The sequence below is a fragment of the Sinorhizobium sp. 22678 genome, assembly GCF_052044265.1.
GTDB classification, from domain to species: Bacteria; Pseudomonadota; Alphaproteobacteria; order Rhizobiales; family Rhizobiaceae; genus Sinorhizobium; species Sinorhizobium meliloti_A.
This window is the reverse complement of sequence record NZ_JBQEMS010000013.1, coordinates 42258-58468: the sequence shown is the minus strand read 5'-3', so window position 1 is coordinate 58468 and position 16211 is coordinate 42258. Positions and strand designations below refer to the sequence as shown.

Below are 16211 nucleotides of genomic sequence, written 5' to 3'. Positions count from 1 at the left end.
CCGAGTTTCCTCTTCCGGGAAGCCCACGGATAGAACAGCTCAATGCCGAACGATCATATTTCGAACGACGCATAGGACTATTCTCAGCCGCTGCGACTTTCAAAATCCCCCTGCAGAACAGCGATATGGCCGCTTCCAGGGAGGCGGCCATATCTGTTACTGCGTCATTTCAGTGGGAGTGCGTCGTAACCAATGGCTGATTACAACTTCCGCCGCCTATCTCAGCTGCACCCGCTCGTGGCGCCGCATGTGTCACACTTCTCGCACGTGCCGTTTCGCACCATCGTGAAGTTCTGGCACTCGGAGCACATGTTGCCGGTATAGCCCTGCATGATCGAGCGGGCGCGGCGTTCGGCTTCGACCTTCTTTGCCTCGGACTTTGCCGCAGCGGCCTCTGCCGCGGCCTTGTCGGAGAAGAGGGCAGTCACCTCCTGTTCCGCTTCTTCGGCAATCTCCTCGGCGAGTTCGACGGCCCGTTCCTCGTAATCGCGCTTGAAGGCGACGACTTCGGAGGTGGCGGCGGCGATTGCCGGCTCCAGCTTGCGCACGGCATTGCCGGAGATCGAGGTGACGGAAGCGCCGGCCGAGGCGCGGGCCGGGGCGGCCGTCGAAGCCCCCTTCGGTTCGGAGCGCTCGCCCGTGCCGCCGACGATGGACGGCTTGTAGCCGCGGGTCCAGCCGGTGGAGACGAGGTTGGTCTTTCCTTCCTGAATGCCGCGGCCGAGCGCGGTGTTGCTGAAGTCGGAGGTGTCGACATGAGCAAGGTCGTGGCGGCCGAGATAGGAAACGGCAAGCTCACGGAAGACATAGTCGAGGATCGACGTTGCGTTCTTGATCGCGTCGTTGCCCTGGACCATGCCGGCCGGCTCGAACTTGGTGAAGGTGAAGGCCTCCACATATTCTTCGAGCGGCACGCCATATTGCAGGCCGAGCGAGATGGCGATGGCGAAGTTGTTCATCATCGCCCGGAAGGCCGCACCTTCCTTGTGCATGTCGATGAAGATCTCGCCGAGGCGCCCATCACCGAATTCGCCGGTGCGCAGATACACCTTGTGGCCGCCGACGATCGCCTTCTGGGTATAGCCCTGGCGACGGTTCGGCAGTTTCTCGCGGGCGCGCACTACCTTCTCGATGACGCGCTCGATGATCTTCTCGGTGACGGCGACCGCCTGGGCGGCTGCCGGCGCCTGCATCAGCTCTTCGATCGCGTCCTCGTCTTCCTCATCCTCGATCAGCGAGGCGTTCAGCGGCTGCGAGAGCTTGGAACCGTCGCGGTAGAGCGCATTCGCCTTCAGCGCGAGCTTCCAGGAGAGCATGTAGGCGTTCTTGCAATCCTCGACGGTCGCCTCGTTCGGCATGTTGATCGTCTTGGAGATTGCACCCGAAATGAAGGGCTGGGCGGCCGCCATCATGCGGATATGGCTTTCGACCGAGAGGTAGCGCTTGCCGATCTTGCCGCAGGGATTGGCGCAATCGAAGACCGGCAGGTGCTCTGCTTTCAGGAACGGTGCCCCTTCGAGCGTCATCGCGCCGCAGACATGGATGTTGGCGGCTTCGATGTCCTTTCTGGAGAAGCCCAGATGCTCGAGCAGGTTGAAGTCCATTGAGGCAAGCTGCTCGTCGCTGACCTTCAGCGTCGCCTTGAGGAAATCGGCGCCGAGCGTCCACTGGTTGAAGACGAACTTGATGTCGAAGGCAGCTTTAAGCGCCGCATTGACGGCTTCGATCTTCTCGTCGGTGAAGCCCTTGGCCTTCAACGTCGTCGGGTTGATGGCGGGCGCCTGGTTGAGGTTGCCGTGGCCGACGGCATAAGCCTCCATCTCGGCGATCTGGCTTTCCGAGTAGCCGAGCGTGCGCAACGCCTCGGGAACCGCACGGTTGATGATCTTGAAGTAGCCGCCGCCGGCGAGCTTCTTGAATTTCACCAGGGCGAAATCGGGCTCGATCCCGGTCGTGTCGCAATCCATTACGAGCCCGATCGTACCGGTCGGCGCGATCACGGTGGCCTGAGCGTTGCGGTAGCCGTGCTTCTCGCCGAACTCGACCGCCTTGTCCCAGGCGCTCTTGGCATGGGCGATCAGGTCCTGGTCTGGGCAATCGCCGTGGACGAGCGCGACCGGGTTGACGGACAGGCCCTCATAACCGGCGGTCTCGCCGTGAGCCGCGCGGCGGTGATTGCGCATGACGCGCAGCATGTTGTCGCGGTTGGGCGCAAAGCCGGGGAAGGGGCCGAGCTTTGCGGAGATCTCGGCCGAGGTGGCATAGGCGACGCCGGTCATGATCGCGGTCAGCGCGCCGGCGATGGCGCGGCCCTCGGGGGAGTCATAGGGAATGCCTGACGACATCAGCAGGCCGCCGATATTCGCATAGCCGAGGCCGAGCGTGCGGTATTCGTAGGAGAGCTCGGCGATCTCGCGGGACGGGAACTGCGCCATCATCACCGAGACTTCGAGAACGACCGTCCAAAGACGGACGGCATGCTCGTAGTCGCCGATATTGATCCGCTTGGTCGCGGCATCCTTGAACTGCATCAGGTTGAGCGAGGCGAGATTGCAAGCCGTGTCGTCGAGGAACATGTATTCCGAGCACGGGTTCGATGCGCGGATCGGGCCTGCAGCCGGGCAGGTGTGCCAGTCGTTCATCGTCGTGTTGAAGTGCAGGCCCGGATCGGCCGAGGCCCACGCGGCGTGGGAGATCGACTCCCAGAGATCGCGCGCCTTCAGGGTCTTCATGACGCGGCCGTCCTTGCGGGCGGTCAGGTGCCAATCGCCATCCGCCTCCACGGCGCGCAGGAAGTCGTCCTTGATCGAGACCGAGTTGTTGGAATTCTGGCCGGAAACCGTGAGATAGGCCTCCGAATCCCAATCCGTGTCATAGGTCTTGAACTGGATGTCCTTATAACCCTGACGCGCGAACTGAATGACGCGTTTGACATAATTCTCCGGAACCAGCGCCTGCTTGGCGGCGCGGATCTCGCGCTTCAGCGCCGGGTTCTGCTTGGGATCGAAGCAGGCATCGTCGCTGCCGTCGCAATTGATGCAGGCCTTCATGATCGCCTTCAGGTGCTTGGCGACGATCTTCGAGCCGGTGACGAGGGCGGCGACCTTCTGCTCTTCCTTGACCTTCCAGCTGATATATTCCTCGATGTCGGGATGGTCGATATCGACGACGACCATCTTGGCGGCGCGGCGCGTCGTGCCGCCCGACTTGATGGCGCCCGCGGCGCGGTCGCCGATCTTCAGGAAGCTCATGAGGCCGGAGGACTTGCCGCCGCCCGAGAGCCTTTCGCCTTCGGCGCGCAGATGCGAGAAGTTCGAGCCGGTACCGGAGCCGTATTTGAAGAGGCGCGCCTCGCGCACCCAGAGATCCATGATGCCGCCCTCGTTGACGAGGTCGTCCGCGACCGACTGAATGAAGCAGGCGTGCGGCTGCGGGTGTTCGTAGGCAGACTTGGACTTCGTCAGCTTGCCGGTGAAGGGATCGACGTAGAAGTGGCCCTGGCCGGGGCCGTCGATGCCATAGGCCCAGTGGAGGCCGGTGTTGAACCATTGCGGCGAGTTCGGAGCAACGCGCTGGGTGGCGAGCATGTAGGCGAGCTCGTCACGGAAGGCGCCGGCGTCCTCTTCCGTGTCGAAATAGCCGCCCTTCCAGCCCCAATAGGCCCAGGTGCCGGCCAGGCGATCGAAAACCTGGCGGGCATCGGTTTCGGAACCGTACTGCTCTTCCTTCGGCAGCGCCTTCAGCGCGTCGGCGTCCGGAACCGAGCGCCAGAGGAAGGACGGCACGTCGTTTTCCTCGACGCGCTTCAGTTTTGCCGGCACGCCGGCCTTGCGGAAATATTTCTGGGCGAGAATATCGGCGGCGACCTGCGAGAACTGCGCTGGCACGTCGATATCCGCAAGGCGGAAGACCACGGACCCGTCCGGGTTCTTGATCTCACTCGTCGCCTTGCGGAACTCAATCTCGGCATAGGCGGATTGCCCTGCCTTTGTGAAACGACGCTCGATCTTCATTGTCCCGTCCTTTGTTGCCATGCGCTAAAGCGCAGTTAACCTCGCCCGGCCGCGATGGATCTCGCAGCCAGCCTGAAAATTTCTGTCGATGTGAGGAAACCCAGCTCCTGGGTAACCCTGTATCTTGTGATGATGCTGGCTGCAAACACTAAATATAGTATTAACAGGCTCTTTACGCCAGCTCGAAATGCCGCTTTGGCGACCCAAATTTCGCGCAAATTCCGCCACTGCAGCCGCTCGGGCTCATTCGCCCGGGCCGCATGTCGGAACCGACGATTTGGGGGTGTGAACCGGCCTCTGAACTTCCCGGTCCGCCGCCGTCGCAACGTGAAATCCATTAACCGTGAATCGCCTCGGGGCGTCAAGGGGTGGTTTGTGACGGAAGTTTGGGCGCTATATCTTGTGTGGGTGGACTGTGGAAAACGGGGACATCGATCAATCCGTTGAAAAACAGGGACTTCCACCGCTTGCCTGCGAAGATGAGCTAGCGGCAGGCCGAAATTCAAATTTTTATGGATGAAAAAGCGGGTAAAAGACGTAGCCCAGCGCTACTCGCGATTGCGAATCAGGTGGGTGTGTGAAGCGGCCCGTTTGGTGATTCGGATGCGGTGATCTTGCTGCCCCTCTGGCCTGACAGAGGGGTTCATGAACAAGACCTCGGCGATGGCCACGCCTAGGCCACGCGTTTCTGCAGTTCCCTGGCGCCGTTCGGCGCGTTGACCTTGCCTGAGGAGATGAAGAAGGCAAAGACGTCGCGAGGTGCCGTCTCGGGCTTGCGTTCCGACGCAGCTTTCTCCAGGTCGTCCGGCTCACCGCCGGCGGCAAAGGTCTTCAGCCGCTCGGCCCAGCGATCGAGATCCTTCGGCGGATAGCAGGTCTTCACCTCGTCGCTGCCCTTCTGCAGCCGTGCATAGACGAAATCACTCGTGACATCGGCGATCATCGGGTAGTCCGCATGCTCGGCAAGAACGACGGCCACCTTGTATTTTTCAATGAGCTTGACGAAGTCCGGAACCTGGAAGCTGGGGTTGCGGACCTCGACCACGTGGCGGAGCTTAAGGCCGTCCTGCTTTTCCGGCAGGAGCTTCAAGAATCCCTCGAAATCCTCCGCGTCGAATTTCTTGGTCGGCGCGAACTGCCAGAGGATGGGACCGAGGCGGTCGCCGAGTTCCGTCAGTCCTTGGGTCAGGAACCGCTCCATGGATTCACCGGCTTCGGACAGGACCCTGCGATTGGTCACGAAGCGGCTCGCCTTCAGCGAAAAAATGAAGCCGTCGGGAACCTCCGACGCCCACTTGGCAAAAGTCGCCGGCTTCTGTGAGCTGTAATAGGTGCCGTTGACCTCGATCGTCCGCAATTCCTTGCCGGCGAATTCGAGCTGCCGCTTCTTCGGAAGATCGTCCGGATAGAAGGTGCCTTCCCAGGGTTCGAAGTTCCATCCGCCGATGCCGATGCGGATTTGTCCCGAATTTGCCATCCTCTTCCTCCTCGATGCTCACTCAGACGCGCAAAACCGCTGTAGCCGCGGCGAATCAGAGACGCCACCCGATTTCACGAGGCGTCCGGCCCGGCCACATCACTCCGCTGCAACCACCTTTTTCACTGGCCGGCGCTCCAGAAGCTCCTTCAGGAACTGGCCGGTATAGGAGCGCTGCTCCTTCACGACCTCTTCCGGCGTCCCCTGCGCAATGACCTCGCCGCCGCCGTCGCCGCCTTCCGGGCCGAAGTCGATGATCCAGTCGGCCGTCTTGATGACTTCGAGATTGTGCTCGATGACCACCACGGAGTTACCCTGATTGACCAGCTCATGCAGAACTTCAAGAAGCTTGGCTACGTCGTGGAAATGCAAGCCTGTTGTCGGCTCGTCGAGAATATAGAGCGTGCGCCCGGTTGAGCGTTTCGACAGCTCCTTGGCGAGCTTGACGCGCTGGGCTTCGCCGCCCGAAAGCGTGTTCGCCTGCTGGCCAATCTTGATATAGCCGAGGCCCACCTGGTTCAGTGTCACCAGCTTGTCGCGCACCGCCGGAACGGCCGCGAAGAACTCGACGCCTTCCTCCACCGTCATGTCGAGCACATCGGCGATCGACTTTCCCTTGAAGTGAACGTCCAGCGTCTCGCGATTGTAGCGCTTGCCGTGACAGACGTCGCAGGTGACGTAGACATCCGGCAGGAAGTGCATCTCGATCTTGATGACGCCGTCACCCTGACAGGCCTCGCAGCGGCCGCCCTTGACGTTGAAGGAGAAGCGGCCCGGCTGGTAGCCGCGCGCCTTTGCTTCCGGCAACCCGGCGAACCAGTCGCGAATGGGCGTGAAGGCTCCGGTATAGGTCGCCGGGTTGGAGCGCGGCGTGCGGCCGATCGGCGACTGGTCGATGTCGATCACCTTGTCGATATGCTCGAAGCCGTCGATCCGGTCGTGTTCGGCCGGATTTTCGCGCGCGCCCATGACGCGGCGGGCGGCAGCCTTGTAGAGCGTCTCGATCAGGAAGGTGGACTTGCCCCCGCCCGATACCCCGGTGACGGCGGTGAAGACACCGAGCGGGATCGATGCGGTCACGTTCTTCAGATTGTTGGCGCGCGCGCCGACGACGGTGACTTCCTTCTTCTTCTTCGGTTTGCGCCGTTCGCCGGGCACGGCAACGGAAAGCTCGCCGGAGAGATATTTCCCCGTCAGCGATTTCGGATTGGACATGATATCGGAAGGGGTCCCTTCCGCAATGACCTCGCCACCGTGAATGCCGGCCGCCGGGCCGATGTCGACGACGTAATCGGCCGTCAGGATCGCATCCTCATCATGCTCCACGACAATGACCGTGTTGCCGATGTCGCGCAGATGCCTCAGCGTATCCAGGAGGCGGGCATTGTCGCGCTGGTGAAGGCCGATCGAGGGCTCGTCGAGAACATAGAGAACGCCCGTCAACCCTGAGCCGATCTGCGACGCGAGCCGGATGCGCTGGCTTTCTCCGCCCGAAAGCGTGCCGGAATTGCGTGAAAGGCTCAGATATTCGAGGCCGACGTCGTTCAGGAAGCGCAGGCGCTCGCGGATCTCCTTGAGGATGCGCACGGCGATCTCGTTCTGCTTCGTGCTGAGATGCTCGGGCAAGACCTCGAACCAGTCGCGTGCGGCGCGAATAGACATATCGGAAACCTCGCCGATATGCAGCGCGTGGATCTTGACGGCAAGCGCTTCCGGCTTCAGCCGGTAACCGGCACAGGCGGGGCAGGGCGCCGCCGACATATAGCGCTCGATCTCCTCGCGCGCCCAGGCGCTGTCGGTCTCTTTCCAGCGGCGTTCGAGATTCGGCACGATGCCCTCGAAGGTTTTCGTCGTGTTGTAGGATCGGGCGCCGTCCTGATAGTGGAAGGTGATCTTGTCCTTCGTGCCGTGGAGAATCGCGTCCTGTGCTTCCTCGGAAAGCTCGCTCCAGCGACTGCCGAGCTTGAAGCCGAAAACCGTGCCGAGGGCCTCGAGCGTCTGGTTGTAGTAGGGCGAGGTGGATTTCGCCCAGGGTGCGATGGCGCCGTCCCTGAGGGTGCGGTTCGGCTCCGGAACGATCAGCGCCTCGTCGATCTTCTGCTGGCTGCCCAGCCCGTCGCAGGTCGTGCAGGCTCCGAAGGGATTGTTGAAGGAGAAAAGCCGCGGCTCGATCTCGGGAATGGTGAAACCCGAGACGGGACAGGCGAACTTCTCGGAAAACAGCACCCGCTCATGCGTTTCGTTCAGCGACTTGTTGACCGAGCCGCCGGCGGAGGTCTCTTCCGGAGGCAGGGGGCGGTCGGCGAATTCGGCGATCGCCAAGCCGTCGGCGAGCGTAAGGCAGGTTTCGATACTGTCGGCGAGACGGGTTCCGATATCGGGCCGCACCACGACACGGTCGACGACCACGTCGATGTCGTGTTTGTATTTCTTGTCGAGCGCCGGCACGTCGGCAATCTCGTAAAATTGCCCGTCTACCTTTACGCGCTGGAAGCCCTTCTTCATCAGCTCGGCGAGTTCTTTTCTGTACTCGCCCTTGCGCCCGCGCACGAGCGGGGCCAGCATATAGAGGCGCGTTCCCTCGCCGAACTCCAGCACCCGGTCGACCATCTGGCTGACGGTCTGGCTTTCGATCGGCAGGCCCGTAGCGGGAGAATAGGGCACGCCGACGCGCGCGAAGAGCAGGCGCAGATAGTCGTAGATCTCGGTAACGGTTCCGACAGTCGAGCGCGGGTTGCGCGACGTGGTCTTCTGCTCGATCGAGATCGCCGGCGAGAGCCCGTCGATCTGATCGACGTCGGGCTTCTGCATCATTTCGAGGAACTGGCGCGCATAGGCCGAGAGGCTCTCGACATAACGCCGCTGGCCCTCGGCGTAGATCGTGTCGAAGGCAAGCGAGGATTTCCCGGAGCCCGAAAGGCCGGTCATCACGATCAGCTTGTTGCGCGGCAGATCAAGGTCGATGCCCTTGAGATTGTGCTCGCGAGCGCCGCGAATGGAGATGGTCTTGAGTTCGCTCATCGGAAGGCCAGCTTTGTATGTCGGTTGAAAGCCCCCTATGTAATGACGGCCGCGCCCATGTCGAGGCGCAATCGGCAAAAGAGGCGGTTCAATTGCGATTCGGTTGACAGGATCATAGAGGAATACTAGAACAAAAAAAGAACAAACTCTGCCATATCCACGCCAAATCAGCTGTGGATTATGCGCGATACGGGGCGTATCGGCGGCGGCGGGCCGCTAAGGTGTTCGCACATGAGACATTGGAAAGCCGGCCGAGCGGTCCGGCGGCAGAAACGGGAAAAGCGATATGGCTGGTAGCGTCAACAAGGTGATCTTGATCGGAAACGTCGGGGCCGACCCGGAAATCCGGCGCACGCAGGACGGCCGGCCGATCGCCAACCTCAGAATTGCCACCTCCGAAACCTGGCGCGACCGCAATTCGGGCGAGCGCCGCGAGAAGACGGAGTGGCACACGGTCGTCGTCTTCAACGAAGGCCTCTGCAAGGTCGTCGAACAATATGTGAAGAAAGGCGCCAAGCTCTACATCGAAGGCCAGCTGCAGACGCGCAAGTGGCAGGATCAGACCGGCAATGACCGCTATTCGACCGAGGTCGTCCTTCAGGGCTTCAACTCGACCCTGACGATGCTCGACGGTCGCGGAGGCGAGGGCGGCGGCGCAGGTCGCGGCGGCAGCGACTACGGCGGTGGCGGCTACGAGGAATACGATCAGTCGCGGTCCTCCTCGGGCGGCGCCCGGTCCGGCGGTCAATCGAACCAGCCGAACCAGGGCGGCAACTTCTCGCGCGATCTCGACGACGACATTCCGTTCTGATCGACTGCTCCAGCCAGTCCGAGACCCATCCGGCCCGCTTCGTCGCGGGCCGTTCTCGTTATGCCTTCAGACCTGAAACGCCGAGCGCACGCCGTCCACGACGAATTGAACGGCGAGTGCGGCAAGGATGACGCCGAGGAGGCGGGTAAGGATCGCCCGGCCGGTGACGCCCAGGAATCGGTCGATGCGCTCGGCGATCACCAGCGCCAGGAACAATATGGCCATCGATGCGGCGATGACGACGATGAGCTGCACCCGATCCAATGCCGAGGGAAAGGAGCTGCCGAGAAGGATGGTTGCCGAGATCGCTCCCGGCCCGGCAATCAGCGGCAGTGCGAGAGGAAAGACCGCGATATTGTGAAGGTGGTCCTTCGTGATCGCCGTCTCTCCGGCCTTTTCCTTTCGCTCCTGGCGTTTCTCGAAAATCATCTCGAAAGCGATCCAGAAGAGCAGCATGCCGCCGGCGATCCGGAAGGCGCCGATCGAGATGCCGAGCAGACCGAGGATGCCGTCGCCAAAAAGCGCAAAGGCGGCGAGGATGAAAAAAGCGATGAGCGAGCCGCGGGTCGCGACCTGGAAGCGCTGCTGCCGGCTCAAGCCGACGGTCAGGCTCAGGAAGATCGGCGCAAGGCCGGGCGGATCAAGCGTGACGAGCAGCGTCGTCAGCGCATTGACCAAGAGATCGACATCGAACATCCGTATCCCCTTCCGGATTTCTACCCCGGCTCTTCCCGGTGGTGCGGCCCGCATTGTTAGGCAAGCGATGCGAGCTTGGAAAGAGCGGGTAGCCAAGTGCAACGCAATGGCTTAAACCAGCGCCATCCCCGAGGCGCGCAGCTTTCCTTGCGAGCTCCTTTCCTTGCCCTAGAAAAGCCTGTTCCTGCGGCAAAAGACTGTTCAAAACACCGGCCGAAAATTGGCGCTCCGAGCCGCATTCGGCTATAAAAAACCGATTGATTCTGAACAAAGATCGTGATCGCCATTGACTGAGCAAAGCACCCCCGGCGGCGGAAAAAATCCGCCAGGCATCGAGCCGATTTCCATCATCGAGGAAATGCAGCGGTCGTATCTCGATTACGCCATGAGCGTGATCGTGTCGCGCGCGCTTCCCGACGTGCGCGACGGTCTCAAACCCGTTCATCGCCGCATCCTCTACGGGATGAGCGAGCTCGGCATCGACTGGAACAAGAAATACGTAAAATGCGCCCGCGTCACCGGTGACGTGATGGGTAAATACCATCCGCACGGCAACATGGCGATTTACGATGCGCTCGCACGCATGGCGCAGGATTGGTCTCTGCGGCTGCCGCTGATCGACGGCCAGGGCAACTTCGGCTCCGTCGACGGCGATCCGCCGGCGGCAGAGCGTTATACCGAGTGCCGGCTTCAGAAGGCGGCGCATTCGCTGCTGGACGATCTCGACAAGGACACGGTCGATTTCCGCGACAACTACGACGGCACCCTGCACGAGCCCGTCGTCGTCCCGGCAAAGTTCCCGAACCTCCTCGTCAACGGGGCCGGCGGCATCGCCGTCGGCATGGCGACCAATATCCCACCTCATAACCTCGTAGAGGTGATCGACGGCTGTATCGCCCTGATCGACAATCCCGCGATCGAACTGCCGGAGCTGATGCAGATCATTCCGGGGCCGGATTTCCCGACCGGGGCGCTGATCCTCGGCCGTTCGGGAATCCGTCAGGCCTACGAGACCGGCCGCGGCTCCGTCATCATGCGCGGGCGTGCCCATATCGAGCCGATGCGCGGCGATCGCGAGCAGATCATCATCACCGAGATCCCCTATCAGGTGAACAAGGCGACGATGATAGAGAAGATGGCCGAACTCGTCCGCGAGAAGCGGATCGAGGGCATTTCCGATCTTCGCGACGAATCCGACCGCCAGGGCTATCGCGTCGTCATCGAACTGAAGCGCGACGCCAACGCCGAAGTCATTCTCAACCAGCTTTACCGCTACACGCCGTTGCAGACCTCCTTCGGCTGCAACATGGTGGCGCTGAACGGCGGCAAGCCGGAGCAGATGACGCTGCTCGATATGCTGCGCGCCTTCGTCTCCTTCCGCGAGGATGTCGTCAGCCGGCGCACGAAATACCTGCTGCGCAAGGCGCGCGAGCGGGCGCATGTGCTGGTCGGTCTCGCGATCGCGGTCGCGAATATCGACGAGGTGATCAAGCTCATCCGCCAGGCGCCGGATCCGCAGACCGCGCGCGAACAGCTGATGGAACGCCGCTGGCCGGCGCACGACGTCGATGCGCTGATCCGGCTGATCGACGACCCGCGTCACCGGATCAATGACGACGCTACGTATAACCTGTCCGAAGAACAGGCTCGCGCGATCCTCGATCTGCGCCTGCAGCGTCTGACCGCGCTCGGCCGCGACGAGATCGGCGACGAGCTCAACAAGATCGGCGAGGAGATCAAGGACTACCTCGACATCCTGTCGTCCCGTCTCCGTATCATGCAGATCGTCAAGAACGAACTTGCCGCAGTCCGCGACGAGTTCGGCACGCCGCGCCGAACCGAGATTGCCGACGGCGGTCCGGACATGGACGACGAGGACCTGATCGCGCAGGAGGACATGGTGGTGACCGTGTCCCATCTCGGCTACATCAAGCGTGTGCCGCTGACGACCTATCGGGCGCAGCGCCGCGGCGGCAAGGGCCGCTCGGGCATGGCCACGCGCGACGAGGATTTCGTTACCAGGCTGTTCGTCGCCAATACGCACACGCCGGTTCTGTTCTTCTCCTCCCGCGGCATCGTCTATAAGGAGAAGGTCTGGCGCCTTCCGATCGGCACGCCGCAGTCGCGCGGAAAGGCGCTGATCAACATGCTGCCGCTGGAACCCGGCGAGCGCATCACCACGATCATGCCGCTTCCCGAGGACGAGACGACCTGGGAAAACCTCGACGTCATGTTCTCGACGACCCGCGGCACGGTCCGTCGCAACAAGCTCTCAGACTTCGTCCAGGTCAACCGCAACGGCAAGATTGCGATGAAGCTCGAAGAGGAGGGCGACGAAATCCTCTCGGTCGACACCTGCACCGAGTTCGACGACGTGGTGCTCACGACAGCCCTCGGCCAGTGCATCCGCTTCCCCGTTGCCGATGTCCGCGTCTTTGCGGGCCGCAACTCGATCGGCGTTCGCGGCATTTCGCTCGGTGACGGCGACCGGATCATCTCGATGGCCATCGTCGCTCACGTCGAAGCCGAGCCGTGGGAGCGTGCCGCTTATCTGAAACGGTCGGCAGCGGAGCGTCGCGCCTTGACCGGTGAAGAAGAGGAAATCGTGCTTGTCGGCGAGGAGGTCACCAATGGCGGCGAACTCACCAATGAGCGCTACGAGGAACTGAAGGCGCGCGAGCAATTCATCCTGACGGTCTCGGTGAAAGGCTTCGGCAAGCGTTCCTCGTCCTACGACTTCCGCACTTCAGGCCGCGGCGGCAAGGGCATTCGCGCCACCGATACCTCGAAGACGGCGGAAATCGGCGAACTCGTCGCCGCCTTCCCGATCGAGCACAACGACCAGATCATGCTCGTTTCCGATGGAGGTCAGCTCATCCGGGTTCCGGTGGAAGGCATTCGCCTGGCGAGCCGCGCCACCAAGGGCGTGACCATTTTCTCCACCGCCAAGGACGAGAAGGTCGTTTCGGTCGAGCGGATCAGTGAGCCGGATGGCGACGAGGAGATCGAAGCCGTAGGTGCCGAAGGCGTCATGGCCGAACCGGAGCTGCCGCCGGACACCACGTCGACACCGGACGAGTGATCGAAGCGCAGGAATAAGTTCAGGCCCGCCGCTTTCCAGCGGCGGGTCTCTTTTTTTGGGAATCGATTTATTGGCGCAGGTAGTCGAGAAGCCCGCGGGCAAGGGCATCGAAAACCACGCGGCAACGTGGCGTCGCACGGAGATTTTCGTGCATTACGAGCCAGGTCTCGAGCTTCAGTTCAAAGGCATCCGTCAGCACGTGCATGAGATCCGAGTCGCGGGCGGCAAGGGCGTTTTGGCAAATGCCGATGCCGAAACCGGCGCGGATCGCCGCGAGTTGAGCAAGGTTGCTATCGGATTTGAAAGCGAAGCGCCCGATCGGCAAGTCCGATGCTCTTCCTATGATCGAGCGGATCGCCGGCGTTTCCCGGTCATAGCCAATCACGCTGTGGCGGGAGAGATCCTCAAGCGTCTGCGGTATCCCACGGCGCTCCAGATAGGAGCGATGCGCATGGAAACCGAGCGGAACCGCACCGATATGGCGCGCAACCAATGCCTCCTGGGCCGGCGCGACCATGCGCACAGCGATATCCGCCTCCTGGCGAAGCAAGTCTTCGACGACATCCGACGCGGAAAGTTCGACGGAGAGGTCCGGATAGTCCCTGTGCAATTCGGCGAGGATCGGGGGCAGGACTTCAACGCCGATGACCTCACTGGCGCTGATACGGACCGTTCCGCCGATCGCACCGTGTTGTCCTGATGCGGCACGCAACAGGGCTGCAGCTGTCGCTGCCAGGGTCTCGGCATAGGGCCGCAACTCCAGCGCGGCGTCGGTCGGCATCAATCCGTGCGGCGAACGCGTGAAGAGCGGAAACCCCACGGACGTCTCCAAGGCATCTATGTGCCGGCCAACGGTCGGCTGGGTCAGGCCGAGCTGGCGCGCCGCGGCCGATAGCGAGCGCTCGCGCAACACCATGAGAAAGGTGCGGTAGAAGTCCCAACTCGGCTCAATGAGGTTCATGCATTTCAGTATAGCGGAAAGACCTATTTAGACTATTCCGTTTAGCCGAATGATGGCCGATGCTCCCTTCGTCAAGCGATGGAGAGAATGATGAGCGCGACGAAAGAGAATACAGGAACGGTCCTGGTGCTGGGTGCAACAGGCGGAATCGGTGGCGCCGTGGCGCAAAACCTGAATGCGCGTGGGTGGAAAGTCCGCGCGCTGCACCGCAACGCTGCGAAGGTATCCGCAGAAATGCCGGCCCTCGAGTGGATTCAAGGCGACGCGATGAACGCGGAGGATGTTCGTGCCGCGGCAGAGGGAGTGGGGTTCATCGTTCATGCGGTCAATCCGCCCGGTTACCGCGATTGGGAACGCCTGGTGCTGCCGATGCTCGACAACACCATAGGTGCAGCCGGACAGGCTGCCGCCCGCATCGTGTTACCGGGCACGATGTATAACTTCGGTCCCGACGCTTTCCCAATTCTTCGTGAGGATTCACCGCAGCGGCCACTGACGAAAAAGGGAGCGATTCGCAAGGAAATGGAGGCCCGGCTGAAAGCTGCCTCTGAGGAAGGCACCGGCGTCATCATCCTCCGGGCGGGGGATTTCTTCGGGCCGAATGCTGGGAACAACTGGTTCTCGCAAGGGCTGGTGAAGCCTGGAAAACCGCTGACGACGGTAACTTATCCCGGCGCGAAAGGGGTCGCTCACCAATGGGCCTATTTGCCGGACATGGCGGAGACGATGGCACGCCTGATCGAGCGTGCGGAAACCCTCCCGCCCTTCGCCGTCTACCATATGCGCGGACACTTCGACGATGAAGGCACCAGAATGATCGCCGCGATCAGACGTGCGGCGGACAGGCCGCACCTAAGGGTTCGGTCCTTTCCGTGGTGGCTCGTCACGCTGGCGTCGCCCGTCGTCCCTTTCTTTCGGGAAGTTAAGGAGATGCGCTACCTGTGGCGGAAGCCGCTTGAAATGCGCAACGATCGCCTTGTCGCGCTGCTGGGTGAAGAGCCGCATACGCCGATCGACCAAGCCGTTGCAACGACGCTTGCGTCTCTTGATTGCCTGCGCAGTGAAACGAGCAACAATTTCCCCGCCGGGCATAGCGGCAACGCGCTGGGGCGTGCATCCGTCAGTTCTTGAACACGACGCAGACGCCACCGCTCTTGCGGATGGCGGCGCAAAGCTGGTCTGCCTCGGCGCGTGTCTGCCGGCCGATGCGGGCAGCGTAGCGGCGCCTGGACCCGAAGCTGGCATTGCGCTCCCGCACCAGAACTGCCTTTTCGCTGTTGATCGGAGCGGGCAATCTTTTCACGGCATTCAGGAACAGCCGCTGCGCCATGGATTTCTGATAGTGGGCCGAAAGCTGAACGCCCCAGGGCGCCCAGACGGCTTCATCGGCGATAACCAGCTCGCGCAAGCGCCGCGTATTGGCAAGCGCGACGCAGCCATCGAGGAAGCTTTTGTTCTTGTCGAGTTCGATGTTGAGCGACTTCGGTGGGTTGTCGCGCCAGTCTTCGACCGAATAGGCGGTGATCGCCAGCACGTAATCCCGCGTTTCATAGGGTAGACGGTCCTTTTCCAGGAAGCGCTCCAGGCCTGCTTCGCCGGCATTGTAGGCCGCCGCCGCAAAACCGAGATTGCCGTACCGGGACTTGAGCTCCCTCAGATATTCGGCGGATTTGCCGAGCGCCGCCACCGCGTTGAAGCTGTCCGAGAGGCCGCGCAGCTTTGCCGTCGCGGGCATGAACTGGGCAATTCCTTCTGCGCCCTTGGGGCTGATGGCGTCCGGCTGGAAAAGACTTTCGCGCCAGATCAGACGGGCGAAGAAAGCGGCGGGCAGATCGTTCGCCTTGGCATAATGTTCGATGATGCCGCAGACGTCGCGGGCGAAATTGTCGGGGCTGATGCAGAGACGGAGGAAGGGGTTTGCCGTGGACACCCCCGAGTAGAGGCACTTCCGCGGCGGAGCCGGCGCGTCGGTGCGTGCCTCCGCAGCCCCGGAGTGGGCGGAGACAAAACACATGACCACGGACAACACGGCCGCGGCGACGCGTGCCAGACGTCCCTTCAGGGTGCTCCGGATAAAGCTTGTGCCTGCCTTTTCGTACGCGACCATGCGGCCCTCGGCGACCAACGAGTGCATATAGATAGCATCTTCG

9 protein-coding genes are annotated in these 16211 nt (G+C 61.9%); 3 read left to right on the top strand and 6 right to left on the bottom strand.

Annotation, left to right across the window (positions count from 1 at the left end; translation table 11 throughout):
- Positions 1 to 221: 221 nt before the first annotated feature.
- From ACTJKL_RS19855 to uvrA, 3 genes are all read right to left on the bottom strand, one after another.
- Positions 222 to 4013: a vitamin B12-dependent ribonucleotide reductase gene (locus ACTJKL_RS19855; RefSeq protein WP_440853616.1), complete on the bottom strand. Its 3792-nt coding sequence runs from the start codon at positions 4011 to 4013 to the stop codon at positions 222 to 224.
- Positions 4014 to 4686: 673 nt separating this feature from the next.
- Positions 4687 to 5490, bottom strand: a complete 804-nt coding sequence (locus ACTJKL_RS19850) for a DUF72 domain-containing protein (RefSeq protein ID WP_440853615.1) — start codon at positions 5488 to 5490, stop codon at positions 4687 to 4689.
- Between the two features lie 99 nt (positions 5491 to 5589).
- Positions 5590 to 8511, bottom strand: coding sequence for an excinuclease ABC subunit UvrA (uvrA, locus tag ACTJKL_RS19845; protein ID WP_440853614.1), 2922 nt, complete (start codon positions 8509 to 8511; stop codon positions 5590 to 5592).
- A gap of 286 nt (positions 8512 to 8797) precedes the next feature.
- On the opposite strand from uvrA, the gene ACTJKL_RS19840 reads away from it, so the two are divergent.
- Positions 8798 to 9322, top strand: coding sequence for a single-stranded DNA-binding protein (locus ACTJKL_RS19840; protein WP_018097703.1), 525 nt, complete (start codon positions 8798 to 8800; stop codon positions 9320 to 9322).
- A 66-nt stretch (positions 9323 to 9388) separates the two neighbouring features.
- On the opposite strand, the gene ACTJKL_RS19835 is transcribed toward ACTJKL_RS19840, so the two are convergent.
- Positions 9389 to 10018 carry a MarC family protein gene (locus ACTJKL_RS19835; RefSeq protein ID WP_100674011.1) on the bottom strand — a complete coding sequence of 210 codons (630 nt, stop codon included), beginning with the start codon at positions 10016 to 10018 and terminating at the stop codon, positions 9389 to 9391.
- A gap of 286 nt (positions 10019 to 10304) precedes the next feature.
- Between ACTJKL_RS19835 and gyrA the strand changes: the two genes are divergently transcribed.
- Positions 10305 to 13100 carry a DNA gyrase subunit A gene (gyrA, locus tag ACTJKL_RS19830; protein ID WP_324763353.1) on the top strand — a complete coding sequence of 932 codons (2796 nt, stop codon included), beginning with the start codon at positions 10305 to 10307 and terminating at the stop codon, positions 13098 to 13100.
- A 67-nt stretch (positions 13101 to 13167) separates the two neighbouring features.
- Here gyrA and ACTJKL_RS19825 read toward each other — a convergent pair whose 3' ends face one another.
- Positions 13168 to 14061 carry a LysR family transcriptional regulator gene (locus ACTJKL_RS19825; RefSeq protein WP_440853613.1) on the bottom strand — a complete coding sequence of 298 codons (894 nt, stop codon included), beginning with the start codon at positions 14059 to 14061 and terminating at the stop codon, positions 13168 to 13170.
- Positions 14062 to 14151: 90 nt separating this feature from the next.
- On the opposite strand from ACTJKL_RS19825, the gene ACTJKL_RS19820 reads away from it, so the two are divergent.
- Positions 14152 to 15192 (top strand): NAD(P)H-binding protein, encoded by a 1041-nt coding sequence (locus ACTJKL_RS19820; RefSeq protein WP_338283100.1) that lies wholly within the window; start codon positions 14152 to 14154, stop codon positions 15190 to 15192.
- On the opposite strand, the gene ACTJKL_RS19815 is transcribed toward ACTJKL_RS19820, so the two are convergent.
- On the bottom strand, positions 15182 to 16195 hold the full coding sequence (locus tag ACTJKL_RS19815; RefSeq protein WP_338283099.1) for a transglycosylase SLT domain-containing protein: 1014 nt from the start codon (positions 16193 to 16195) through the stop codon (positions 15182 to 15184). The genes ACTJKL_RS19820 and ACTJKL_RS19815 overlap by 11 nt on opposite strands.
- Between the last annotated feature and the right edge of the window lie 16 nt (positions 16196 to 16211).

Excerpts from the sequence above, each read along its gene's own strand:
- ACTJKL_RS19855 (WP_440853616.1), bottom strand. The coding sequence starts at position 4,013 with ATGAAGATCGAGCGTCGTTTCACAAAGGCAGGGCAATCCGCCTATGCC.
- ACTJKL_RS19850 (WP_440853615.1), bottom strand. The coding sequence starts at position 5,490 with ATGGCAAATTCGGGACAAATCCGCATCGGCATCGGCGGATGGAACTTC.
- uvrA (WP_440853614.1), bottom strand. The coding sequence starts at position 8,511 with ATGAGCGAACTCAAGACCATCTCCATTCGCGGCGCTCGCGAGCACAAT.
- ACTJKL_RS19840 (WP_018097703.1), top strand. The coding sequence starts at position 8,798 with ATGGCTGGTAGCGTCAACAAGGTGATCTTGATCGGAAACGTCGGGGCC.
- ACTJKL_RS19835 (WP_100674011.1), bottom strand. The coding sequence starts at position 10,018 with ATGTTCGATGTCGATCTCTTGGTCAATGCGCTGACGACGCTGCTCGTC.
- ACTJKL_RS19825 (WP_440853613.1), bottom strand. The coding sequence starts at position 14,061 with ATGAACCTCATTGAGCCGAGTTGGGACTTCTACCGCACCTTTCTCATG.
- ACTJKL_RS19820 (WP_338283100.1), top strand. The coding sequence starts at position 14,152 with ATGAGCGCGACGAAAGAGAATACAGGAACGGTCCTGGTGCTGGGTGCA.
- ACTJKL_RS19815 (WP_338283099.1), bottom strand. The coding sequence starts at position 16,195 with ATGCACTCGTTGGTCGCCGAGGGCCGCATGGTCGCGTACGAAAAGGCA.